The following is a 23,775-nucleotide window of genomic DNA, read 5'->3' as shown; positions in this document are numbered from 1 at the left end:
GGTCAGCCTACCCCGCGATCCATACACGTGTCCTAGACGCATGACTTACACAATCGTTCTAGACAAGCGTTTAAGACGTGCGTACATTTCTCGGCATGACGAACCCGACGAGCACCGCCCCCACCGTCCGCGCCGAAGGCACCCGCGCCGGACGCCGCGAGTGGACCGCCCTCGGCGTGCTGATGCTGCCGCTGCTGCTGGTCTCGATGGACGTCTCCGTCCTGTACTTCGCGACTCCCGCGATCAGCACCGATCTGCACCCGAGCGGCACCCAGCAGCTGTGGATCTTCGACGTCTACGGCTTCGTCCTGGCCGGCCTGCTGATGACGATGGGCTCGCTCGGCGACCGCATCGGCCGCCGCAAGCTCCTCCTCACGGGCGCCGCCGCCTTCGGCGGAGCCTCGCTCCTCGCGGCCTACGCGAACAGCGCCGAGACCCTGATCGCGGCCCGCGCGCTCCTCGGCATCGGCGGAGCGACCCTGATGCCGTCCACCATGGCGCTGCTGCGCACGATGTTCACCGATCCCGCCCAGCGGGCCAAGGCGATCGGCCTGTGGTCCGGCGTGATGACCGGCGGTATCGCACTCGGCTCCGTGATGAGCGGCATCCTCGTCGAGCACTTCTGGTGGGGCTCGGTCTTCCTGGTCAACCTGCCCGCGATGGCGCTGCTGCTGCTCCTCGGCCCGGTCCTGCTGCCGGAGTCGCGCAACCCCGGGCCCGGCCGCTTCGACTGGGTGAGCGTCCCGCTGTCGATGGCCGCCGTACTCCCCGTGATCTACGGCCTCAAGGAGATCCCCTCCGAGGGCTGGCACCCGCTGTACGTCGTCTCGATCACCGTCGGCCTGCTCTTCGCGGCCCTGTTCGTCCGCCGCCAGCGCACCGCGCCCTCCCCGCTGATCCCGCCGGCCCTGCTGCGGGGCCACGGCTTCGCCCCGGCGCTGGCCCTGAACCTCGTCGCCGCTTTCGCGATGTTGGGCTCGGCCATCTTCACCACGCAGTACCTGCAGTCGGTTCTCGGCAAGAGCCCGCTGTCGGCGGCCCTGTGGAGCCTGCTGCCCTCGGTGTTCATCGGCTTCGCCGGTCCGGTCACCGCGCAGCTCGTGCAGCGGGGGGTCAACCGGGGATACGTCGTCGCCGGCGGCTTCGCGGCCATGGCGGCCGGGTTCTCGATGCTCGCCCTGCTCGGCACCGACTCGCTGTGGCCGGCGCTGGCCGGGGCCGGCGTCCTCGCCTGCGGGATGGTCGCGATCGCGTCCCAGCTGGTGGACCTCGCGATGAGCAGCGCTCCGGTGGAGCGGGCGGGCACGGCCTCTTCCCTGCTGGAGACCAGTACCGAGTTCGGCGGCGCCCTCGGCATGGCCGTCCTCGGCTCCATCGGTACGGCGATCTACCGCCACGAGATGCCGGCCACCGCCCCGGCCGAGGCCCGCGAGACCCTCGGCGGCGCTCTCGCCACGGCCGCCCGGCTGCCCGGCGGGGCCGGCCGGTCCCTCGTCGCCACCGCCCGGGAGGCGTTCACCACCGGAATGAACGGCGCGGCGATCGCCGGGGCGGTCATCCTCGTGGTGGCCGCGGTGGGCGCGGCGCTGAGCCTGCGCAGGATCGGGGCCGGGGACACGGAGTAGGGCCCAGAAGAAGAACGCCGGGCGGGCTGACGAGAGTCAGCCCGCCCGGCGTTGCCCCCTCTGGGGGTCGAGCACAGGCTCAGCCCTTGGGCCCACCGAGTCCGGTGGGCGGGAGGGCCGTCAGACCAGGTTCACCGAGCGGGCGGAGGTCGCACCGATCTCGGCGGCGACCTCGGCCAGCACGGCGGCGGTCACGGTGTCGTCGACGGTCAGCACGGCCAGCGCCTCGCCGCCCACACCCGCGCGGGCCACCTGCATGCCGGCGATGTTGATGCCCGCCTCACCGAGGATGCGGCCGACGGTGCCGACGACTCCGGGACGGTCCTCGTAGCGCAGGACGACCATGTGGTCGGCGAGCGCGAGGTCGACGTCGTAGTCACCGACCGCGACGATCTTCTGGAGGTGCTTGGGACCGGCCAGCGTGCCGGAGACCGACACCTCCTCGCCGCTCGCCAGGGTGCCGCGCACGGTGACGACGTTGCGGTGCTCGTTCGACTCGGAGCTGGTGGTCAGCCGGACCTCGACACCGCGCTCCTGCGCGAACAGCGGGGCGTTGACGTAGGAGACCGTCTCGGCGACCACGTCCTCGAAGACGCCCTTGAGCGCGGACAGTTCCAGCACCTTCACGTCGTGCTGGGTGATCTCGCCGTACACCTCGACGTCGAGACGGTGGGCGACCTCGCCGGCGAGCGCGGTGAAGATACGGCCGAGGCGCTCGGCGAGCGGCAGACCGGGCTTGACGTCCTCGGCGATGACACCGCCCTGGACGTTGACCGCATCCGGGACCAGCTCACCGGCGAGCGCCAGGCGGACGGACCTGGCGACGGCGATACCGGCCTTCTCCTGGGCCTCGTCGGTGGAGGCACCCAGGTGCGGGGTGCACACGACCTGGTCCAGCTCGAAGAGCGGGGAGTCGGTGCAGGGTTCCTGCGCGTAGACGTCGAGGCCCGCGCCGGCGACCCGGCCCTCCTTGAGCGCCGCGTACAGCGCCTCCTCGTCCACGATCCCGCCGCGCGCGGCGTTGACGATGCGCACGTTCGGCTTGACCTTGTGCAGCGCGTCCTCGCCGATCAGGCCCAGGGTCTCGGGCGTCTTGGGCAGGTGGACGGTGATGAAGTCGGAGACCTCGAGCAGCTCGTCCAGGGAGAGGACCTTGACGCCCATCTGCGCGGCCCGGGCAGGCTGCACGTAGGGGTCGTAGGCGACGACCTTCATGCCGAAGGCGGACATGCGCTGCGCGACCAGGGCGCCGATGCGGCCGAGACCGACGACACCGAGGGTCTTCTCGGCCAGCTCGACGCCGGTGTACTTGCTGCGCTTCCACTCGCCGTTCTTGAGCGCGGCGTTGGCCTGCGGAATGTTGCGGGCGGTGGCGAGGAGCAGACCGCAGGCCAGCTCGGCGGCGGTCACGATGTTGGAGGTCGGGGCGTTGACGACCATCACGCCGGCCTTGGTGGCGGCGGAGACGTCGACGTTGTCCAGGCCGACGCCGGCGCGCGCGACGACCTTCAGCTTCTTCGCCGCGGCGATGGCCTCCGCGTCGACCTTGGTGGCGGAACGGACCAGGATCGCGTCGACGTCGGCGATGGCCGGGAGCAGTTCGGCGCGGTCGGCTCCGTTGGTGTGCCGGATCTCGAAGTCCGGGCCGAGTGCGTCCACGGTCGCGGGCGACAGCTCTTCAGCGATGAGTACGACAGGTTTCGAGCTCACGTGAGGTCCTCACAAGTCCAATGCGGACGGCCGTCCCGACGGCCGCTGGCGGTGGAGGGAGCGGCGCCGGGGAATTTCCGCGTGGGGCGTGCCGGAAATTTCTCGGGGTCGCTTTGCCGCGGAAGACGCACGACGCTGTGGGCCTGACGCGTGTTGTGCAGCAGTGTAGTGGCGCCGCCGAGACCGTCTTACGCCTCTGCGGAAGGATCACCCGTCCGGCGCTGGACGGGGTGGACAACAGATGGACGACGGGGGCCGGAGCATCATGCCCCGGCCCCCTGACGTGAGGCTTACGCCTCCTCGTTCACCCAGCTCATCAGCTTGCGCAGCTGCTTGCCGGTGGTCTCCAGCAGGTGCTCGGAGTCCTGCTTCTTGTACTCGTCGTACTTCTTCAGACCGCCGTGGTACTCGTCCATCCAGTTCTGGGCGAAGGTGCCGTCCTGGATCTCGGCGAGGACCTTCTTCATCTCGGCCTTGGTGGCGTCGGTGATGATGCGCGGGCCGGTGACGTAGTCGCCCCACTCGGCGGTCTCGGAGATGGACCAGCGCATCTTCTCCAGGCCGCCCTCGTACATGAGGTCCACGATCAGCTTCAGCTCGTGCAGGCACTCGAAGTAGGCGATCTCCGGCTGGTAGCCGGCCTCGGTCAGGGTCTCGAAGCCCGCCTTGACCAGCGCGGCCGTACCACCGCACAGGACGGCCTGCTCGCCGAAGAGGTCGGTCTCGGTCTCCTCGGTGAAGGTCGTCTTGATGACGCCGGCGCGGGTGCCGCCGATGCCCTTGGCGTAGGACAGGGCGAGCGCGAAGGCGTTACCGGAGGCGTCCTGCTCGACGGCGGCGATGCACGGAACGCCGCGGCCCTCCTCGTACTGGCGGCGGACCAGGTGGCCCGGGCCCTTCGGGGCGACCATGCAGACGTCGACGCCGGCCGGGGGCTTGATGAAGCCGAAGCGGATGTTGAAGCCGTGGCCGAAGAACAGCGCGTCGCCGTCCTTGAGGTTGTCCTTGATGGACTCCTCGTAGACCTGGGCCTGGATCGGGTCCGGGACCAGGATCATGATGACGTCGGCCTCGGCGGCGGCCTCGGCCGGCGTCACCACGCGCAGGCCCTGCTCCTCGGCCTTCGCCTTGGACTTGGAGCCCTCGTGCAGACCGACACGGACGTCGACGCCGGAGTCACGCAGCGACAGCGCATGGGCGTGGCCCTGGCTGCCGTAGCCGATGACCGCGACCTTGCGGCCCTGGATGATGGACAGGTCGGCGTCAGCGTCGTAGAACAGCTCGGCCACTTTGGGTTCTCTCCTTGGTGTGCAGGTTGTGCGTCCCACCGTATGCCGGTGAGGGGAAGGGAAGTCTGCGGGTCTCGGGATACGGGCGGGCGGCGCGGCGCCGACCGCCCGTTTCCAGCCTTACGCGGATCGGTCCAGAGCGCGCAGCGAGCGGTCCGTGATCGAACGGGCGCCGCGGCCGATCGCGATCGTGCCGGACTGGACCAGCTCCTTGATGCCGAACGGCTCCAGCATCTTGAGCATGGCGGACAGCTTCTCGCCGGATCCGGTGGCCTCGATGGTCACGGCCTCCGGGGAGACGTCCACGGTCTTGGCGCGGAACAGCTGGACGATCTCGACGATCTGGGAGCGGGTCTCGTTGTCGGCGCGCACCTTCACCAGAACGAGTTCGCGCTGAACGGCCGAACCGGGTTCCAGCTCGACGATCTTCAGCACCTCGACGAGCTTGTTGAGCTGCTTGGTGACCTGCTCCAGCGGCAGTTCCTCGACACCCACCACGATGGTGATGCGGGAGATGTCGGGGTGCTCGGTGACGCCGACCGCGAGCGAGTCGATGTTGAAGCCGCGGCGGGAGAACAGGGCGGCGATCCGGGCCAGGATGCCCGGCTTGTTCTCCACCAGGACGGAGAGCGTGTGCTTGGACATTTCTCGTTCGTCTCTCTCGCTCAGTCGTCTTCGTTGTCGCCGAAGTCGGGGCGGACGTCCCGGGCGGCCATGATCTCGTCGTTGGAGGTGCCGGCGGCGACCATCGGCCAGACCATCGCGTCCTCGTGGACGATGAAGTCGACGACGACCGGGCGGTCGTTGATGGAGTTCGCCTCCGCGATGACCTTGTCCAGGTCCTCCGGGCGCTCGCAGCGCAGACCCACGCAGCCCATCGCCTCGGACAGCTTCACGAAGTCCGGCACGCGCGTGCCCTTCGCGTCCGGGTTGATGTCCTCCGGACCGCTGTGCAGCACGGTGTTGGAGTAGCGCTGGTTGTAGAAGAGGGTCTGCCACTGGCGGACCATGCCGAGGGCGCCGTTGTTGATGATGGCGACCTTGATCGGGATGTTGTTCAGCGCGCAGGTGGTCAGTTCCTGATTGGTCATCTGGAAGCAGCCGTCGCCGTCGACCGCCCAGACGGTCCGGTCCGGCTGCCCGGCCTTGGCCCCCATGGCGGCCGGGACCGCGTAGCCCATGGTTCCGGCGCCGCCGGAGTTCAGCCAGGTGGCGGGCTTCTCGTACTGGATGAAGTGCGCGGACCACATCTGGTGCTGGCCGACGCCCGCCGCGAAGATCGTGCCCTCGGGCGCGAGTTGGCCGATCCGCTCGATGACGGCCTGCGGGGACAGGGAGCCGTCCTCGGGCTGGTCGTAGCCGAGCGGGTAGGTCTCGCGCCAGCGGCTCAGGTCGCTCCACCATGCGGTGTAGTCGCCCCTGTGGCCCTCGCTGTGCTCCTTCTGCACGGCCTGGACCAGGTCGGCGATGACCTCGCGGGCGTCACCGACGATCGGCACGTCGGCGGCGCGGTTCTTGCCGATCTCGGCGGGGTCGATGTCGGCGTGGACGATCTTGGCGTACGGGGCGAAGCTGTCCAGCTTGCCGGTGACGCGGTCGTCGAAGCGGGCACCGAGGGCGACGATCAGGTCGGCCTTCTGCAGCGCGGTGACGGCGGTGACCGCACCGTGCATGCCCGGCATTCCCACGTGCAGCGGGTGGCTGTCGGGGAACGCGCCGAGCGCCATCAGGGTGGTGGTGACGGGCGCGCCGGTGAGTTCGGCGAGGACCTTCAGCTCGGCGGTGGCCTGCGCCTTGATGACGCCGCCGCCGACGTAGAGGACGGGCCGCTTGGCGGCGGTGATCAGCTTGGCGGCCTCGCGGATCTGCTTGGCGTGCGGCTTGGTCACCGGGCGGTAGCCGGGCAGGTCCATGGTGGGCGGCCAGGAGAAGGTGGTCCTCGCCTGGAGGGCGTCCTTGGCGATGTCGACCAGGACCGGGCCCGGACGGCCGGTGGAGGCGATGTGGAAGGCCTGCGCGATGACCTGCGGGATGTCCTCGGCCTTGGTGACGAGGAAGTTGTGCTTGGTGATCGGCATGGTGATGCCGACGATGTCCGCCTCCTGGAAGGCGTCCGTGCCGATCGACTTCGAGGCGACCTGGCCGGTGATCGCGACCAGCGGGACGGAGTCCATGTGGGCGTCCGCGATCGGCGTGACCAGGTTGGTGGCGCCGGGTCCGGAGGTGGCCATGCAGACGCCGACCCTGCCGGTGGCCTGCGCGTAGCCGGTGGCTGCGTGGCCGGCGCCCTGCTCGTGACGGACCAGGACGTGGCGCACCCGGGTCGAGTCCATCAGCGGGTCGTACGCCGGCAGGATCGCGCCGCCGGGAATGCCGAATACCGTGTCCGCGCCGACCTCCTCGAGGGAGCGGATGAGGGACTGCGCACCCGTGACGTGCTCGACGGGGGCGGACTGCTGTCCTCCGGATCGGGGCCGCGGCTGCGGATGGGCCCCGGTGGCCTGCTCGGTCATCGGCATTCTCTTCTCGATGCTGAGGGTTTTTGCGAGGTTTGTGCGGAGTTCAAGCGCTGCACGATCGGTGCTCGTGCAACAAAAAACCCCTCGTGCCGAAAGGCAAGCGAGGGGAGCGCGCCGGTGAGGTCGCTGGGGATTCCGGATCGTCCTCCGGTGGGTCCCAGCTCAACCGACGCGCTGTCCAAGTACGAGAATTCGGGTGCGCATGGAACTGACCCTCCCCCCGGCGCACACCACGTGTCAAGTGGGTGGGACGCGAGTCTCAGAATGTGGGCGAAGGGCACGGTCGCCTCCCAAGACAGCGGGGAACACCCCCTGTCTACACCCCCGTGCCCCTCTCCACTACTCGCTCACCTGCGCGGCCCACCGGTCGGGGCCGGGGCCACGACCGCGCTCAGCCCTTCGGGCCTCAGTACGGCCGCGCTCTCGACGCCGACCCGCCCCTGCGGCTCGCGCACACCGCCCGCGAACACCGGCGCCGCCGCTGCGTGCGGCACCGGATAGTGGCCGGATCCGAGCGCCCGGCGCAGCCGGTACTCGTCCACCGCTCCCGCGAACGCCATGCCCTGCCCATGGGTGCAGCCCATCGTGCGCAGCGCGAGGACCTGCTCCGGCAGGTCCACGCCGTCGGCCACGGACTGCAGCCCGAGATCGCCGGCGATCCGCAGCAGACCGCTCGTGATCTTGTGCAGCCGCGCGGACTCCACGACACCCTCGACCAGGCTGCGGTCGAGCTTGAGGACGTCGACCGGGAGCCTTCTGAGCGCCGTGATGGCCGCGTGGCCGTTGCCGAAGCAGTCCAGCGCGATCCGCACCCCGAGCCGGCTGAGCGCGGCCAGGCGCCGCTCCAGCTCGTCCAGGGAGATGCGCGGATCGGTGTCGGACAGCTCGATGACCAGCGCGCCGGGCGGCAGCCCGTGCCGGGTCAGCAGCGCCTCCACGGAGCCGAGCGGCACCGAGCGGTCCAGCAGCCGCCGGGCGCTCATCCGGACGGCCACCGGCATGACGAGCCCGGTCGCGGCCCGTTCGGCCGCCTGCTCCACGGCCTCCTGGAGGATCCAGCGGTCCAGCTCGGCGGTCTTGTCGCCGTCCTCGGTCACCCGCAGGAACTCGGCCGGGGTGAACAGCACCCCTTGCGAGGAGCGCCAGCGCGCCTGTGCGGAGACCGCCGTGATCCGGCCGCTGCCCAGGCACACCACCGGCTGGTGCAGCAGCGCGAACTCGCCGTCGTGCAGTGCGGCCCGCAGCCGCGTGGCCAGTTCCGCCTTGCGTACGACGTCCTGCTGCATCTGCGGTTTGTACAGCTCCACGCGGCCCTTTCCGGCCGCTTTCGCGCGGTACATCGCGAGGTCGGCGTTGCGTAGCAACTCGCCCGCACCCAGGCCCGGTTCGGCGAAGGCGACGCCGATGGAGGCGTTGACCCGGACATCGTTGCCGTCGATGGCGTAGGGCTGGGAGAGGGTCATCCTGAGGCGGTCGGCGAGCTCCAGGATGTTGCGCTCCCGGGCGGCACGGTCGCGGGTGCCGTCCCCGACGATCAGGGCCGCGAACTCGTCGCCGCCCAGCCGGGAGGCGGTGTCCCCGTGCCGGACCGCGTCCTGGAGTCTGCGGGCGGCCTGGACCAGCAGCTCGTCCCCGGCCTGGTGCCCGATCGTGTCGTTGACGGCCTTGAAGCCGTCCAGGTCGATGAAGAGCACCGCCGTGTTGCGCAGGGCGGCACCCCGGTCGGTCGCACGGCGGCCGGACAGGGCCTGCTGGACGCGCCGGGTGAACAGCGCGCGGTTGGGCAGGTCCGTCAGCGGGTCGTGCTCGGCGTTGTGCTGCAACTGCGCCTGCAGGCGGACGCGTTCGGTCACGTCCCGGCTGTTGAAGATCAGCCCGCCGTGGTGCCGGTTGACGGTCGACTCGACGTTGAGCCAGCCGCCGTCGCCGGAGCGGAAGCGGCACTCGATACGGGTGGTGGGCTCCTCCAGCGGGCTGGCGACGAGGAAGCGCCGTACCTCGTGCACCACACAGCCCAGGTCCTCAGGATGGATGAGAGCGGCCAGCTCGGTGCCCACCAGTTCCTCGGCGGGCCGGCCGTAGACCCCGGCGGCGGCCGGGGAGACGTACCGGAGCATGCCGTTGGGCGCGGCGATCATGATGACGTCGCTGGAGCCCTGGACCAGGGAGCGGAAGTGGTTCTCCTTCTGCGCCAGTTCCTGGGTGAGGGTGATGTTGTCCAGCAGCATGATGCCCTGCCGGATCACAAGCGCGAGCACGACCGCGCCCGCCGTGATCAGCACGACGTGGTCGGGCCTGCGGCCGTTGAGGACGTTGTACAGAATGCCCAGGGTGCACACGGCGGCGGCGAGGTACGGAGTGAGCGCGGCGAGGGATCCGGTGAGCGGCCGGCCGGCCGGATAGCGGCCGTGCTCACCGCTCTGGGCGGGCGCCGGGTGCCGGCCCGTGCCGCGCTGTCCGGGCACGTGCTCGTGGACCACGCGCGTGTGCCCGTCCGGAGCGTGCGCCTCCTGCGCACCCTTGCACCGGGGTGCGGCCCAGGGGGCGTAGGCGAGCAGCAGCGAACCGGCGAACCAGCCGGCGTCCAGCAGCTGACCGGAGCGGTAACTGCTGTGCAGCAGCGGGGAGGTGAACAGCGCGTCGCACATCACGGTCAGCGCGAGCGCGCCGATCGCGGTGTTCACCGCCGTACGACTGCCCGGGGCCCGGCGGAAGTGCAGCGCGAGCACCATGCTGACGAGCGCGATGTCGAGCAGCGGGTACGCCAGCGACAGCGCGGTGTGCTCCACGCTCGGCCCGTCGAAGCGGGCCGCCTGGGCGAGCGCGAGGCTCCACGACAGCGTCAGCAGCGAGCCACCGATCAGCCAGGCGTCCAGCCCCAGACAGATCCAGCCGGCCCTGGTCACCGGCCGTTTGGCCAGCACCAGCAGGCCCACGATGGCGGGCGGTGCGAAGCACAGGAAGAACAGGTCGGCGTAGCTGGGCGTGGGCACGGGCCGGGCGAGCACGACCTCGTACCACCCCCAGACCGCGTTGCCGAGGGACGCCATCATCGACGACAGGGCGAACAACAGCCAGGCCGACCGGAAGCGGACGCGCGGGCTGCGGGCGTACAGGAAGCAGGAGACGGCGGCGGTGCCCGCAGCCGCGGCCAGCCCGAAGTCCCCCATGATCAACGCCACTTCGTTCGCACCCCAGTCGAACGCGGCCCCGACGGCGTAGGCTGCACAGACCAGGGCGAGGACGAGTTGCTCCGTCCCGCGCGAGCGCTCGCCGACGGCCGGCCGGCAGGGCGGCGGCGCCTGCTGCGGATGCGGTGCGCGCACCGCTTCTTCCGGCACGGTCGTCACAGAGAGCGGCGCAGTCACCGGGGCCTCCCGGTCCGCGCCGCTCCCCGGCCCCGACGGTCCCGGTGCGCTGGGTGCGCATGCCTCCTGCGGCCGCTGTGCCTGCGCTGGTGATGGCTGTGATGGCCGGTGTGGTGGCCGCGTCTGCGCGTGGCCGTGCGCCAGGGTCGCCGTCGGCGGCTCCGCCGCGTCGGATCGTTCGTCCATAGGCCGTGCATCGCCCGTCGCCCCCCTCACAAATCTGAAATGTCCATCCCCGGCGCCGTAACGGTCAGCGGCGCAGCCCCTGTCGGGACGATACACCAGGATCGTCACTCAGGGACATAGCTTCTCTACGCTCCGTGACGACCAGCGGGGATGCGGGTACGGGCCGCGTCCGAGGGGTTGCGGAGGGTGCCGAAAGGGCCCCGCTCGAGTCGGAACGAGGCGGAAAGGATCAGTGCCCGCCCGCTCCTGCCGTCTCGGCGCCCGTCGTCAGGATCACGTTCCGCAGCGGCTCCCGGTTCACGAACCGGTGCAGCTGGTCGGCGAGCAGCCGCTCGGCGCGGGGCCGGAAGGCCGAGGAGGGACCGCCCACATGGGGGCTGATCAGCACACCGGGCGCCTGCCACAGGGGATGGTCCGACGGCAGCGGCTCGGGGTCGGTGACGTCCAGGGCGGCGGAGATCCGGCCGCTGTTCAGCTCGGCGAGCAGCGCCTCGGTGTCCACCACGGGACCGCGCGCGACGTTCACGAGCAGCGCCCCGTCCTTCATCCGCGCGAGGAACCCGGCGTCGACGAGATGGTGTGTGGCCTGAGTGAGGGGAGTGGAGACGATGACGACATCCGCGTCCGGAAGCAGTGAGAGCACATCGGCGAACGGATGCACAGGACCGCGCGCCGTGGTGCGCCCCTCGCGCGCGATGCGCGCCACCCGCGCAACTTCGAAGGGCGTGAGCCGGTCCTCGATGGCGGCGCCGATCGAGCCGTAGCCGACGATGAGGACGTTCTTGTCGGCGAGCGCGGGGTGGAACCCGCTCTCCCAGCGCCGCTCCTGCTGGGCGCGTACGAAGCCGGGGATGCCGCGCAGGGAGGCGAGGGTCAGGGTGAGGGCGAGTTCGGCGGTGCTCGCCTCGTGCACACCGCGCGCGTTGCACAGCGCGACGCCCGGCACGATGGCGTCGAGCCGCCCGGTGATGTCGTCGACGCCCGCCGTGAGCGTCTGGATCAGCCGCACGTGGGTCAGGTGCTCCAGCGGGCGCACCCGGACCGGCAGCGGCTTCATGTACGGCACCACGTAGACGGCACAGTCCGCGGGATCGCCGGGAAACTCCTGTTCACCGTCCTCACCGCCGTCCCAGAACAGGTACCGGGGCCCCTCGGGAAGCCCCTCGATCTCCTTCGGCGGGATGGGAAGCCACACGTCCGTAGTCATGGCATGGAGGCTATGTCAGGGGCGTGCGGGCACAGAGGTTAGGTTGGGGAGCAGGAGAGGGAGGTTCACGACCAGGTGGAGCGCAGGACGATCGGCGCGGGAGCACTCGCGGTGGGGGCCGTCGGACTCGGATGCATGCCGATGAGCTGGGCGTACAGCGCCTCGCGGCGGCGCGGCGAGGAGTCGCTGAGAACCGTGCACCGGGCGCTGGACCTGGGCTCGGGTCTCCTGGACACGGCGGACATGTACGGCCCGTTCACCAACGAGCTGCTGCTCGGCCGGGTACTCAGGGAGCGCCGCGGGGACGCCTTCGTGTCCACGAAGGCGGGGCTGCTGGTGGGCGAGCAGCACATCGTGGCCAACGGCCGCCCCGGCTATGTGAAGCGCGCCTGCGACGCCTCGCTCAGGCGCCTGCAGACCGACGTCATCGACCTCTACCAGTTGCACCGCGCGGACCCCGAGGTCCCGATCGAGGAGACGTGGGGCGCGATGGCGGAACTGGTACGGGCCGGCAAGGTACGGGCACTGGGGCTGTGCGCGGTCGGCGCGCGCGGCGGCCGGCGCTCGGGCACCGGGCTGTACGACGCCACCCTGCGCCAGTTGCGGCGCGTGCAGCAGGTCTTCCCGGTGGCGGCGGTGCAGGCGGAGCTGTCGGTGTGGTCGCCGGAGGCGGTGCAGGGGCTGCTGCCGTGGTGCGAGGCGCGGGGCGTGGGGTTCCTTGCGGCGATGCCGCTGGGCAATGGCTTCCTGACCGGCACGCTGACGCCCGGCGAGGGCTTCGAACCGGACGACCTGCGCGCCCGCCACCCCCGTTTCACGGCCGAGATGATGGCCGCCAACCAGCCGATCGTCGCGGGCCTGCGCCGCATCGCGCACCGCCACGGCGGGGACGTCACCCCGGCCCAGGTGGCCCTCGCCTGGGTCCTCACCCAGGGCCGCCATGTGATCGCCGTACCGGGCACGAAGCGGGAACACTGGGCATCCCAGAACGCGGCGGCAGCCGCCCTGCGCCTGACCGAGCAGGACCTGACGGAGATATCCCGTCTGCCGGCGGCCCAGGGCTCGTGGGACTGACCGGCAGTACGGCCGGGAGGACGAGCGTGCACCGGTTCGCCGGGGCAGGGTGGGCGTGATGTGGGTAGGAGAGGGTGAGGGTGAGGATGCCGAGACCACTGCCGGCCGAAGGGGACCGATCGTGCAACATCGCGCCGTGACAGCCGTGTTGGCCGCCGCCCTGCTGCTGACGGCCGGCTGCTCCTCGGGCGGGAACGGCTCCCCTGGCGGGCGCCTGCCGCTCGACGGCGGGCTCACCCGGTCGAGCGGCGCCGCCCCCTCCGGACGGTCCGCCGACCCGGCGCCGCCGGCCAGGGGCTCGGCGAAGGTGCTGCGCACGGTGGCCGAGGGACTCAAGACGCCCTGGGGACTGGCCCCGCTGCCGGGCGGCGGCCTGCTGGTCTCCTCCCGCGACGACGGGACGATCACCCGGATCGACGAAAACACCGGCAGGAAGACCGAGTTGGGTACGGTCTCCGGGGTCTCCCCGGCCGGGGAGGGCGGCCTGCTGGGCATCGCCCTCTCCCCCGGCTACGCCTCGGACCACATGATCTACGCCTACTTCACCTCCGCCTCGGACAACCGCATCGTCCGCATGCTGTACGACGAGCGAAAGCCTGCCGGTGAGCAACTGGGCGCTCCGGACACGGTGTTCAAGGGCATTCCCAAGGGCGCCGTCCACAACGGCGGCCGTATCGCGTTCGGCCCGGACGGGATGCTGTACGCGGGCACCGGCGAGAGCGGCGAGCGCGGCCTGGCCCAGGACAGGAAGTCCCTGGGCGGCAAGATCCTGCGCCTGACCCCCGAGGGCGATCCGGCGCCGGGGAATCCCTTCCCCGGTTCACCGGTGTACTCGTACGGCCACCGGAACGTGCAGGGCCTGGCCTGGGACGGCCGACAGCGGCTGTTCGCCTCGGAGTTCGGGCAGGACACCTGGGACGAGCTGAACGCGATCAAGCCCGGCGGCGACTACGGCTGGCCTGCCGCCGAGGGCAGATCCTCCGACGCCGCCTTGCAGAACCCGCTCGCCCAGTGGCACACCGGCGACGCCTCCCCCAGCGGCATCGCCTACGTCGACGGCGTGATCTGGATGGCGGGCCTGAAGGGCCGGCGCCTGTGGCGTATCCCGCTGCAGGGCACGCAGGCCGCCGCGGCCCCGCAGGCCTTCCTCACCGGCGAGTACGGCCGCCTGCGCACGGTCGTCGCGGCAGGCGGCGACAGGGTCTGGCTGGTGACGAGCAACACGGACGGCCGGGGCCGGCCGGCGAAGGGAGACGACCGGGTGCTGGAGGTCCGGGTGCGGTGACGACAGGGCCTAGTCGCCCTCCGCGGCCGCCTCCTGCGCAGTCCTCCCCTCCATGGCTCCCCCGGCTTCCGCTTCCGCAGCCTTCCCTTCCGCCGCTTCCTCTTCCGGGGGCGGCGCCGTGCGCGGGCGTACGACCACCTTTCCCGAAGCCAGATCTATCGGCCCCCGGCCGGGGTCGGTGTCCCCGACGTCCTCCCGGGTCAGCTCCAGACGGTTCTGCTCTTCATGGGTGTGCTTGCGGCTGGGCGCGAACAGTTCCTCGAAGGCGTTGAACACCGCTTCTCCCCCGCTTCCTGCCTCTGGCCCGTTTCCTCCAGCGTACGAGTCACCCCGCCGTGGGGGCAGTGGCCGTCTCGGCCGGGAACAGGCCCAGCCGGTGCGCCACGGCCGCCGCCTCCCCTCTGCCCGAGACGCCGAGCTTGCTCAGGATGTTGGAGACGTGGACGCTCGCCGTCTTGGGGGAGATGAACAGCTCCTCGGCTATCTGGCGGTTGGTGCGGCCGGCCGAGACGAGGCGCAGGACGTCCCGCTCCCGGCTGGTCAGGCCCAGGGACGCGGCCGGGTCGGCGGCGGCGAGGGCCTGGCGTGGCGCGTGGGTCAGGCTGAGGCGGGCGCGCTGGGCGAGCCGGGTCACCTCGTCGGCGAGGGGACGGGCGCCGAGGTGGGCGGCGACCGCCCCGGACAGCCGGAGCAGGTCCACCGCGCGGTCGCGTTCGTCCTCGCCACCGGCGGCGAGGAGTGCCGCGGCGAGGCGGTGGCGGACCCGGGCGAGGTCGTAGGGGCGGTCCAGGCACTCGAAGGCGGTGACCACCGGTGACCAGGCGTCGGTGGTGTCCGTGCCCTGTGCGCGCAGCAGCTCGGCGCGGGTCCACTGGTCGTAGGCCTGCCACAGCGGGACGCCGGTGGTGAGTTTCCGTACGGCCTCGATGAGGCGGCCGAGGATCTCCTCGCGGCCGGGCCGGGCGGCGGGCAGGGTGCGGGTGTCGGCCTCGGCGGTGGCGGCCGCCAGCAGCAGCGGCCAGCCGTAGCGGTGGGTGCCGGGCGGGAACCCGGTGTCCAGGGCCCGGAGCAGCTCGGCGCGGGCGTCGGCGATGCGGCCCTCGGCGGCGGCGAGGCCGAGGGTGATGCGGGCCAGCGGCAGGGAGTGCTGGGGCATGGGATCGTGGGTGCCGTAGTGGGCGCGGGCGGCGGCGAGGTGCCGGCCGGCCTCGGCCAGATCGCCGCGGGCCAGGGCGAGATAGGCCAGGCGCAGGGCGCCCTGGCCGCGGGCCTTGACGCTGTGGGCGCCCCTGGCCCCGTGCATGGCGGACTCGGCTGCCTCCGGCCACTGGCCGAGCGCGTAGAGCGCCTCGGAGAGGTTGCCCCGTATCCAGCCCTCGGAGTCCAGCAGCCCGTGCGCCCGGGCGAAGGCGATGCCCTCGTGCAGCAGGGGGACGGCCTCCCGGTCGCGGCCGACGCTCTGCAGCTCGGAGGGCAGGTTCACATAGGCGCGGCCCGCGACCTGGCGCACGCCCTCGGCGAGGGTGTCCCGCAGCACCTGCCGCATCTCCGCGAGGCCGGCCTCGGTGTCGCCGGCGTCGACCTTGAGACCGCCGAGGGTGAGGCGCGCATGCAGTTCGATGTCGCGGACGCCCACCATGCGCGCGTACTCCACGGCTCGCTCGGCGGCGGCGAAGGCCTCGGGGCCCGGCCGGTGGAGCATGGACCAGCCGGCCACGTTGGCCAGCACGTCCGCGTGCACCTCCGAGGGCGGCAGGCCGCGCACCAGGTCCTGGGCGGTGGCCAGTTCCTGCCAGCCGTCGCCGCGGGCCAGGGCCTGGACCAGGCGGGAGCGCTGGATCCAGAACCAGGCGGCGCGCAGCGGGTCGGGGTCGTCCTCCAGCAGGCGCAGCGCGCGCTTGGTGATCTTCAGTGCCCGTTCCCGTTCACCGCCGAACCGGCCCGCGACGGCAGCCTCGGCCATCAGGTCGAGATAGCGCAGCGGGGTGGTGGCCGGATCGCAGCCGCACGGAGGGTAGTCCTCGGTGTAGTCCACCGGGCGCAGGACCGAGCGCACCTCCTCGGGGACGCCGTCCCACAGCTCCATCGCCCGCTCCAGAAGCTCCAGTTGCTCGGTGTAGGCGTGCCGGCGGCGGGCCACGACGGAGGCGTCCAGGACGGCGGGCAGGGCCTTGGCGGCGTCGTGCGCGTGGTACCAGTAGCTGGCCAGGCGCATCACGCGCGCGTCGGCCGGGACGAGCGCGGGCTCGGCCTCCAGGGCCTCGGCGTAGCGGCGGTTGAGCCGGGAGCGCTCGCCGGGCAGCAGGTCGTCGGCGACGGCCTCGCGGACCAGGGAGTGCCGGAAGCGGTAGCCGTCGCCGGCCGGGGTGACGGTGAGGATGTTGGCGCCGACGGCGGCCCGCAGCGCCTCGATGAGGTCGTCCTCGGCGAGCTGGGCGACGGCGGCGATCAGCCGGTACTCCACGGTGGAGCCGCCCTCGGCGACGATCCGGGCGACCCGCTGGGCGGTCTCGGGCAGCCGCTCCACCCGCACCAGGAGCAGATCGCGCAGGGAGTCGGTGAGACCGGTGCAGCGCCCCTCACAGCCCGCGACGGCGAGTTCCTCGACGAAGAAGGCGTTGCCGTCGGAGCGTTCGAAGATCACGTCCACCCGGGCGGGGTCGGGTTCGGCGGCGAGGATGCCGGCGATCTGGCGGCCGACCTCCTCGTGGGTGAAGCGGGCGAGTTCGATACGGCGGACCGTGCGCAGCCGGTCGAGTTCGGCGAGCAGGGGGCGCAGCGGGTGGCGACGGTGGATGTCGTCCGATCGGTAGCTGGCGAGGACGAGGAGCCGGCCGGCGCGCAGGGTGCGCAAGAGGTAGGCGAGGAGGTGGCGGGTGGAGGCGTCGGCCCAGTGCAGGTCCTCCAGGACGAACACGACCGGCTGCTCGGCGGCGACGCGCTCCAGCAGCCGGGCGGTCAGCTCGAACAGGCGGGCCATGCCCTGCTCGTCATGGCGGCCGGTGCCGGCCTCGCCCAGGTCGGGCAGGAGGCGGGCCAGCTCCTCCTCCTGTCCGTGCGCGGCGGCGGCGAACTGTTCGGACAGGGCGTCGCGCAGGGCGCGCAGTGCGGTGGAGAAGGGGGCGAACGGCAGCCCGTCCGCACCGATCTCGACGCAGCCGCCGACGGCCACCACCGCATGCCGGCCGGCGGCCGCGGCGAACTCCTCGACGAGGCGGGTCTTGCCGACGCCGGCCTCACCGCCGAGCAGCAGCGCCTGCGGCTCGCCGGCTGCGGCGCGGGCGAGCGCTTCGTTCAGCGTGTCCAACTCGTCGGTGCGGCCGACGAACACGGGACTGACGGACCTGGTCTCCACGGGCCCGAGCATCGCACGAGGCCCGGGGAGTGGGGCAGCGGTTTTCCACAGACCCGGTGCGATCTTCGTACCGACGGCCTGGAGGGTCGTGGCACGGGACGGACGGCGGCCGACCCCCGTACGGCCCCCCTCCGTCCCGCCCGGGCCCGCCGGGGCGGTGGTCACGCGGCGCGCGGGAGCCGGTGCCGGTGGGGCCGGTCGGTATGGGACTCGGCACCCATGCCGTCGTGGCCGGCCGGTTGCGGGTCGCGGGCGGTGCGGCGGGCCCGGGTGACGGAGCGGGCCAGCCGCTCCTGCTCGGCCTCGCGGATCAGCTGGGCGGCACGGGCCTTGTGGTACTCGATCTCGAGCATGGCGTTTCCTTCGGAGAGAGCCGGTGTCGTGCTTCGCGTTCTGCGATGCCTCCACCGTCGTCCCCGAGGGGGATGTGCCGCATCGGGAGAGTTCCGTATCTTCGTGCCGCCCGCGGGCGGCACGCGCGCGTAAGGGGCCTCAGGGCATCCATAAGGGGGGGCATGGACGACCTAAGGCCCCGGGGACCTGCGGTTCCTCAGCCCGTCGAGGGCAGGCCGAGCAGCGCGTCGGAGTACTTCAGCCCGGCCAGGACCAGGCCGATGACACCGAGCGAGACACCCGCCCAGGCGACCGACTTGATCCACGGCGCCTGCGGACGGCCCGGAACGCCGAACGCGGGGCGGGCGAGCACGACCACACCGGTGAGCAGCGCGGCCAGCGCGAACAGGCCGGCCCACAGGGCGGTGCTGTGCCAGGCGTCGCCGTAGACCGCCTTGATCTGCTTGGCGACGGTCGCGGTGGAGGAGGTGCGCAGCTGGCCGATGAGCTGCTGGCGGGCGCCCGCGACGGTGCCGATCCAGCCGCCGCTCAGCGAGACCAGGCCCAGTGCGGCGGAGACGACGGCACCGGCGCCCTGACCGACCCCGGAGGGCACCTTCTGCGCCGCGGGTTCCTGCTCCGCGCCGTCGTCCTCCTCCTGAGCCTCGTCCTGCGTGGCCTCGTCGTCCTCCAGGGTCTGTTCCTCGACGGCGTCCTCGTGCCCCGCGTCCTCCTGCGGAGCCTGCGTGGCCGCCACGGCCTTCTCGTCGGTCTGTGCCTCGGTGCCGGGAGCGCCCGTCCCGGCGCCTTCGTCTGTCTTCGTAGCCATGCCCGGCACCGTACGGACGCTGTCTGAGAGGTCTCTTAATGATCGAATGTCAGGGAGCGGCGTGCGCGGTACGCGCGCGTGCCTCACGCCACTCGGGGCCGAGGACCGACCAGATCTCGGTGCTGGTGCGCTCGCCCCGGTGCGGGTAGTTCTCGCGGAGCACGCCCTCGCGGGTCATGCCGAGGCGCCGGGCCACGTTGATGCTGGGCTCGTTCGCCGAGGAGACGTGCCACTCCACGCGGTGCATGCCGCGCTCCTCGAAGGCCCAGTCCAGCAGCGTCCGCATGCCCCGCGTGACCAGTCCGCGCCCGGCCGCCGCCGGCTCCAGCCAGCAGCCGGCCTCGCACACGCCGCTCGGGGTGTCCCACACGCGGAACAGCAGCCCGCCGACGAGCGTCCCGTCCAGCCAGATGCCGTGCAGACTGCCTCCGTCGGCGGCCCGCTTCTCGGCGTACGACGTCAGCCACCCACGTGCGCCGTCCAGGTCGGACACCACGTCCGGCAGCCCGACGTGCCGGCCGATGAACTCCCGTCCCCGGTCGATGTTGGCGAGGACCTCCTCGGCGTGCCAGACCTCGAGGGGTCGCAGTTCGGCGCCGTCATCGCCCAGGGGTATCGCGTACATCGTGCTCCTGTTCATCTCCGAGCTGTGCCATCGAGACGTTCCCGAGCCTCTCATGTGCGCTCCGGCACTCGGGCGGCTCGATGCTGATGCGCGGCAGTCGGCGCTCCAGCCAGGCGGGCAGCCACCAGTTGGCGGCGCCCAGCAGGTGCATCAGCGCGGGTACGAGCAGTGTGCGCAGCACGAACGCGTCGAGGGCGACGGCGGCGGCCAGCGCGATGCCGAACATGGCGATGACCCGGTCGCCGCTGAGCACGAAGGCGAGGAAGACCGAGATCATGATCACCGCGGCGGAGTTGATGACCCGGCTGGTCTCGGCGAGGCCCACCCGGACGGCCCGGCGGTTGTCCCCGGTCTCCAGCCATTCCTCGTACATCCGGCTGACCAGGAACACCTGGTAGTCCATGGAGAGGCCGAAGAGGACCGAGACCATGATCACAGGCAGGAAGGGCTCGATGGGCCCGGCCCGGCCGAGGCCCAGCAGTTCACTGCCCCAGCCCCACTGGAAGACGGCGACGACGATGCCGAACGCCGCAGCCACGGCGGCGATGTTCATCACGGCGGCCTTCGCCGGGATGCCGAGCGAGCGGAACGCGACCAGCAGCAGGAAGCAGCCGAGCCCGACGACCACGCCGACGAACAGCGGGAGTTTGCCGACGATCACGTCCGCGAAGTCGTCGTAACCCGCAGTCACCCCGCCGACCTGGATGTCGAGGGAGGTGCCGGTCTCGGCGCGAGGCAGCACGTGCTCGCGCAGCCGGTCCACGAGGTCGCTGGTGTGCTGCGACTGGGGCGCGGAGGCGGGGACGACCGTGAGATAGGCGGTGTCGCCGCCGGTGTTGTAGGTGACCGGGGTGGCGGAGGCGACGTCCCGGGTGGCGCGCAGGGTGGTGTCGAGGTTGTCCAGGGCGAGCCTGTCGGCGGCGCCGTCCACCCGGGTCACCAGGGTCAGCGGCCCGTTCACACCGGGGCCGAACCCCTCGGCGAGCAGGTCGTAGGCCTTGCGGGTGGTGGAGGTGCGCGGGTCGTTGCCCTGGTCGGAGGTGCCGAGGTGCAGCGAGAAGGTGGGCAGGGCGAGGACGGCGATGACGGCGAGGGCGAGCGCGCCGAGCAGTTTGGGGTGGCGTTCGACCAGCGCGGACCAGCGGGCGGCGAACCCCGTGGGCAGCTCCGGGCTCGGCCCGTGCGCGGCCAGCCGGCACCGCTCGCGGCGGCTGAGGGCGCGCGGTCCGATGTACGACAGCAGGGCGGGCAGCAGCGTGACCGAGGCCGCGACGGTGAGCACCACCGTCAACGAGGCGGCCACGGCGACCCCGTTGAGGAAGCCCAGCCGCAGTATCAGCATCCCCAGCAGGGCGATGCACACCGTCGCACCCGCGAAGACGACGGCCCGTCCCGTGGTGGCCACGGCGTTCACGGCGGCCTCGGTGACGCTCAGCCCGCGTTTGAGACCGCGCCGGTGTCTGGTGACGATGAACAGCGCGTAGTCGATACCGACGCCGAGCCCGATCAGCATGCCGAGCATGGGCGCGAAGTCGGCGACGGTCATGGCGTGTCCGAGCAGCCCTATGCCGCCGTACGCGGTGCCGACGCCGACCACCGCGGTGGCGATGGGCAGCAGGGAGGCGGCGAGCGAACCGAAGGCGAGGAACAGCACGGCGGCCGCGACGAGCACGCCGACCAGCTCGGCGGTGTGCTCGCGCGGGGACGCGGTGAGCCCGATCGCGTCGCCGCCCAGCTCCACCTGGAGCCCGTCGCGTTCTGCCGCCTTGGCGGTGCGTACCACGGCCTGCGCCTCGGACTTGCCGATCTCCCCGGAGGGCCGGGCGAACGTGACGGTGGCGTAGGCCGTACGGCCATCGGCGCTGATCCGGTGCGCGCCCTCGCGGCCGTACGGGCCCGACACCGAGGCCACGTCGGGCAGGGCGGCGATCCGGTCGAGGGTGCGGGTCATGGTCTGCTCGACGCCGGTGGCGCGCACGGTGTCGCCGCCGGTGTGCCAGACGACGGTGTCACTGTCCCCGCCCAGGCCTGGGAAGCCCTGCTTGAGCAGCTGCTCCGCCCGGCCGGACTCGGTGCCCGGGACCTCGTAGTTGTTGGAGTACGACGTACCGGCGAGCGCGGCGACGGCGCTCACCCCGCCGAAGGCGAGCAGCCACAGCAGCACGGCCATCAGCCGATGCCGGACACACCAACGAGCGAGGTCTGCCACGGACGCGCTCCCAGGATGACGATTTGTGGATCTTTGGCCGGGAACGATCGTCCATAAACTGAACAGCCCGCAAAGAACGGATGAGCAATCGCAAGACACTCTTGCAGGCGAACGTGATCGTTTGCCCTGTTCGTGGGCTTCTTCACACGAGTGGGAGGGACGTCACAGACAGTTCCGCGAACTCTGTCGCCCGCGCGGTCACTTCAGTCGGACTGGTCCCCGAGCGCCATGACCATCGCCCCGACGATCATCAGCCACAGGGCCCTGCGGGTACGGCCCCGGGCGCCCAGCAGCGCGGCGAGCGCGCACACGGCGGCTCCCAGGGCGTAGGCGGCGCAGACGCGGGCGGGGGCGGACGCGGTGAGCTTGAACAGGGAGGCGGCGAGCCCGGCGAGGGTCAGCAGGACGCCGGTACCGGTAGCGAGCCAGCGGGCCCGGCGGGCCTCTGTGACCTGGCCGGTCAGGCCCTGCGCGGCACCGACGGTGGGTTCGGCGTCCTTGGCGGATCCGGTGTCTATGGCGGGCTCGGTGCCGGAGTCGGTACGTCCACTCATGGCGGGCGAGCGTAGTGCCTTTGGCCGGGAGGCGTGCGTACGGCCCCGGAGGAGATGCCTCCGGGGCCGCACGGAGCCCGCGGGCTCAGCCCTCGCTGACGCCCAGCTTCTGCAGGATCAGCTCCTTGACGCGGGCCGCGTCGGCCTGCCCCCGGGTGGCCTTCATGACGGCGCCGACCAGGGCGCCGGCCGCGGCCACCTTGCCACCGCGGATCTTGTCCGCGATGCCCGGGTTACCGGCGATGGCCTCCTCGACGGCGGTGGTGAGCGCGCCCTCGTCGGAGACGACCTTCAGACCACGCTTGTCGACGACCTCGTCCGGGGTGCCCTCGCCCGCGAGGACGCCCTCGATGACCTGGCGGGCCAGCTTGTCGTTCAGGTCACCCTTCGCGACCAGCTCGGTGACCCGGGCGACCTGCTGCGGCGTGATCGCCAGCTCGTCCAGGGACGTACCGGACTCGTTGGCGCTGCGCGCCAGTTCGCCCATCCACCACTTGCGGGCGGAGGCCGCGTCGGCACCGGCGTCGATCGTGGCGACGATCGGGTCCAGCGCACCGGCGTTGAGGATCGCCTGCATGTCGGTGGCCGAGATGCCCCACTCGGCGAGCAGCCGGGTACGGCGGGCCAGCGGCATCTCCGGCAGCGCGGCGCGGATCTCCTCGACCCACTCGCGGGACGGGGCGACCGGCACGAGGTCGGGCTCCGGGAAGTACCGGTAGTCCTCGGCCTCCTCCTTCACGCGGCCCGAGGTCGTGGACCCCGTGTCCTCGTGGAAGTGCCGGGTCTCCTGGATGATCGTGCCGCCGGAGGAGAGCACGGCCCCGTGCCGCATGATCTCGAAGCGGGCCGCACGCTCCACGGACCGCAGCGAGTTGACGTTCTTCGTCTCGCTGCGCGTGCCGAACTTCTCGCTGCCCTTGGGCATCAGCGACAGGTTCACGTCGCAGCGCATCTGGCCCATCTCCATGCGGGCCTCGGACACACCGAGGGCACGGATGACCTCGCGCAGCTCACGGACGTACGCCTTCGCCACCTCGGGGGCGCGCTCGCCGGCGCCCACGATCGGCTTGGTGACGATCTCGATGAGCGGGATGCCGGCGCGGTTGTAGTCCAGCAGGGAGTGGGACGCGCCGTGGATACGGCCGGTGGCGCCGCCGACGTGCGTCGACTTGCCGGTGTCCTCCTCCATGTGGGCACGCTCGATCTCCACGCGGAAGGTCTCGCCGTCCTCCAACTGCACGTCGAGGTAGCCGTTGAAGGCGATCGGCTCGTCGTACTGGGAGGTCTGGAAGTTCTTCGGCATGTCCGGATAGAAGTAGTTCTTCCGGGCGAAGCGGCACCACTCGGCGATCTCGCAGTTCAGCGCGAGGCCGATCTTGATCGCGGACTCGACCCCGATCGCGTTGACGACCGGGAGCGCGCCGGGCAGGCCGAGGCAGGTCGGGCAGGTCTGCGAGTTGGGCTCGGCACCCAGCTCGGTCGAACAGCCGCAGAACATCTTGGTCTTGGTGCCGAGTTCGACATGGACCTCAAGGCCCATGACGGGGTCGTACGACGCCAGCGCGTCCTCGTACGACACCAGGTCGGTCGTGGTGGTCACGGTGAAA

17 protein-coding genes are annotated in these 23,775 nt (G+C 71.6%); 3 read left to right on the top strand and 14 right to left on the bottom strand.

From position 1 onward, the window contains the following. Positions 1-95 precede the first annotated feature (95 nt). A complete protein-coding gene (locus tag GQF42_RS30285) occupies positions 96-1,625 on the top strand; it encodes an MFS transporter (RefSeq protein ID WP_158925114.1) in 1,530 nt (509 codons plus the stop codon). A 120-nt stretch (positions 1,626-1,745) separates the two neighbouring features. On the opposite strand, the gene serA is transcribed toward GQF42_RS30285, so the two are convergent. The 6 genes from serA to GQF42_RS30250 all read right to left on the bottom strand — a co-directional run bounded on the left by serA (position 1,746) and on the right by GQF42_RS30250 (position 11,904). Beyond that, on the bottom strand, positions 1,746-3,335 hold the full coding sequence (gene serA, locus GQF42_RS30280) for a phosphoglycerate dehydrogenase (protein ID WP_158925112.1): 1,590 nt from the start codon (positions 3,333-3,335) through the stop codon (positions 1,746-1,748). Between the two features lie 290 nt (positions 3,336-3,625). Continuing rightward, positions 3,626-4,624 (bottom strand): ketol-acid reductoisomerase, encoded by a 999-nt coding sequence (ilvC, locus tag GQF42_RS30275; protein WP_158925110.1) that lies wholly within the window; start codon positions 4,622-4,624, stop codon positions 3,626-3,628. A gap of 120 nt (positions 4,625-4,744) precedes the next feature. After that, positions 4,745-5,269, bottom strand: coding sequence for an acetolactate synthase small subunit (ilvN, locus tag GQF42_RS30270; protein WP_158925108.1), 525 nt, complete (start codon positions 5,267-5,269; stop codon positions 4,745-4,747). A gap of 20 nt (positions 5,270-5,289) precedes the next feature. Continuing rightward, entirely contained in the window at positions 5,290-7,137 is a 1,848-nt protein-coding gene (locus GQF42_RS30265) for an acetolactate synthase large subunit (protein ID WP_199272856.1), read from the bottom strand. Between the two features lie 353 nt (positions 7,138-7,490). Further along, positions 7,491-10,697 carry a putative bifunctional diguanylate cyclase/phosphodiesterase gene (locus GQF42_RS30255; RefSeq protein WP_375996235.1) on the bottom strand — a complete coding sequence of 1,069 codons (3,207 nt, stop codon included), beginning with the start codon at positions 10,695-10,697 and terminating at the stop codon, positions 7,491-7,493. Between the two features lie 229 nt (positions 10,698-10,926). Next, on the bottom strand, positions 10,927-11,904 hold the full coding sequence (locus GQF42_RS30250) for a 2-hydroxyacid dehydrogenase (protein ID WP_199272854.1): 978 nt from the start codon (positions 11,902-11,904) through the stop codon (positions 10,927-10,929). Between the two features lie 75 nt (positions 11,905-11,979). Here GQF42_RS30250 and GQF42_RS30245 point away from each other — a divergent pair, with 75 nt between their 5' ends. Both GQF42_RS30245 and GQF42_RS30240 read left to right on the top strand, forming a co-directional pair. Next, positions 11,980-12,978 carry an aldo/keto reductase gene (locus tag GQF42_RS30245; protein ID WP_158925102.1) on the top strand — a complete coding sequence of 333 codons (999 nt, stop codon included), beginning with the start codon at positions 11,980-11,982 and terminating at the stop codon, positions 12,976-12,978. A gap of 136 nt (positions 12,979-13,114) precedes the next feature. Beyond that, the gene (locus tag GQF42_RS30240) at positions 13,115-14,263 is read left to right on the top strand and encodes a PQQ-dependent sugar dehydrogenase (RefSeq protein WP_233273509.1); all 1,149 of its coding nucleotides are present in this window, start codon (positions 13,115-13,117) and stop codon (positions 14,261-14,263) included. 9 nt (positions 14,264-14,272) lie between these two features. On the opposite strand, the gene GQF42_RS30235 is transcribed toward GQF42_RS30240, so the two are convergent. The 8 genes from GQF42_RS30235 to gatB all read right to left on the bottom strand — a co-directional run bounded on the left by GQF42_RS30235 (position 14,273) and on the right by gatB (position 23,768). After that, entirely contained in the window at positions 14,273-14,539 is a 267-nt protein-coding gene (locus GQF42_RS30235) for a DUF6191 domain-containing protein (protein ID WP_158925099.1), read from the bottom strand. 49 nt (positions 14,540-14,588) lie between these two features. Then, a complete protein-coding gene (locus tag GQF42_RS30230; protein ID WP_158925097.1) occupies positions 14,589-17,630 on the bottom strand; it encodes a helix-turn-helix transcriptional regulator in 3,042 nt (1,013 codons plus the stop codon). 149 nt (positions 17,631-17,779) lie between these two features. Then, on the bottom strand, positions 17,780-17,971 hold the full coding sequence (locus tag GQF42_RS30225; RefSeq protein ID WP_158925095.1) for a hypothetical protein: 192 nt from the start codon (positions 17,969-17,971) through the stop codon (positions 17,780-17,782). A 197-nt stretch (positions 17,972-18,168) separates the two neighbouring features. Continuing rightward, on the bottom strand, positions 18,169-18,780 hold the full coding sequence (locus GQF42_RS30220) for a hypothetical protein (RefSeq protein WP_158925093.1): 612 nt from the start codon (positions 18,778-18,780) through the stop codon (positions 18,169-18,171). Positions 18,781-18,829: 49 nt separating this feature from the next. Continuing rightward, positions 18,830-19,405, bottom strand: a complete 576-nt coding sequence (locus GQF42_RS30215; RefSeq protein ID WP_158925091.1) for a GNAT family N-acetyltransferase — start codon at positions 19,403-19,405, stop codon at positions 18,830-18,832. After that, positions 19,380-21,614, bottom strand: coding sequence for an MMPL family transporter (locus GQF42_RS30210; RefSeq protein ID WP_158925089.1), 2,235 nt, complete (start codon positions 21,612-21,614; stop codon positions 19,380-19,382). The genes GQF42_RS30215 and GQF42_RS30210 overlap by 26 nt, the downstream gene beginning before the upstream one ends. Positions 21,615-21,817: 203 nt before the next feature. Then, positions 21,818-22,168, bottom strand: a complete 351-nt coding sequence (locus GQF42_RS30205) for a hypothetical protein (protein ID WP_158925087.1) — start codon at positions 22,166-22,168, stop codon at positions 21,818-21,820. A gap of 85 nt (positions 22,169-22,253) precedes the next feature. Further along, complete coding sequence (gene gatB, locus GQF42_RS30200) at positions 22,254-23,768, bottom strand: Asp-tRNA(Asn)/Glu-tRNA(Gln) amidotransferase subunit GatB (RefSeq protein WP_158925084.1); 1,515 nt, start codon at positions 23,766-23,768, stop codon at positions 22,254-22,256. Positions 23,769-23,775: the final 7 nt, after the last annotated feature.

The sequence above is a fragment of the Streptomyces broussonetiae genome, assembly GCF_009796285.1.
GTDB lineage: Bacteria > Actinomycetota > Actinomycetes > Streptomycetales > Streptomycetaceae > Streptomyces > Streptomyces broussonetiae.
Note: the sequence above shows the minus strand (reverse complement) of the source record. Positions and strands in the feature narration are given on the sequence as shown.

What these genes read in the sequence shown, in the direction of transcription:
- GQF42_RS30215 (WP_158925091.1), bottom strand. Translation starts at nt 19,405, where the DNA reads ATGTACGCGATACCCCTGGGCGATGACGGCGCCGAACTGCGACCCCTC.
- GQF42_RS30250 (WP_199272854.1), bottom strand. Translation starts at nt 11,904, where the DNA reads ATGACTACGGACGTGTGGCTTCCCATCCCGCCGAAGGAGATCGAGGGG.
- GQF42_RS30255 (WP_375996235.1), bottom strand. Translation starts at nt 10,697, where the DNA reads ATGGACGAACGATCCGACGCGGCGGAGCCGCCGACGGCGACCCTGGCG.
- ilvN (WP_158925108.1), bottom strand. Translation starts at nt 5,269, where the DNA reads ATGTCCAAGCACACGCTCTCCGTCCTGGTGGAGAACAAGCCGGGCATC.
- GQF42_RS30265 (WP_199272856.1), bottom strand. Translation starts at nt 7,137, where the DNA reads ATGACCGAGCAGGCCACCGGGGCCCATCCGCAGCCGCGGCCCCGATCC.
- GQF42_RS30285 (WP_158925114.1), top strand. Translation starts at nt 96, where the DNA reads ATGACGAACCCGACGAGCACCGCCCCCACCGTCCGCGCCGAAGGCACC.
- GQF42_RS30220 (WP_158925093.1), bottom strand. Translation starts at nt 18,780, where the DNA reads ATGGCTACGAAGACAGACGAAGGCGCCGGGACGGGCGCTCCCGGCACC.
- GQF42_RS30205 (WP_158925087.1), bottom strand. Translation starts at nt 22,168, where the DNA reads ATGAGTGGACGTACCGACTCCGGCACCGAGCCCGCCATAGACACCGGA.
- GQF42_RS30230 (WP_158925097.1), bottom strand. Translation starts at nt 17,630, where the DNA reads ATGCTCGGGCCCGTGGAGACCAGGTCCGTCAGTCCCGTGTTCGTCGGC.
- GQF42_RS30225 (WP_158925095.1), bottom strand. Translation starts at nt 17,971, where the DNA reads ATGCTCGAGATCGAGTACCACAAGGCCCGTGCCGCCCAGCTGATCCGC.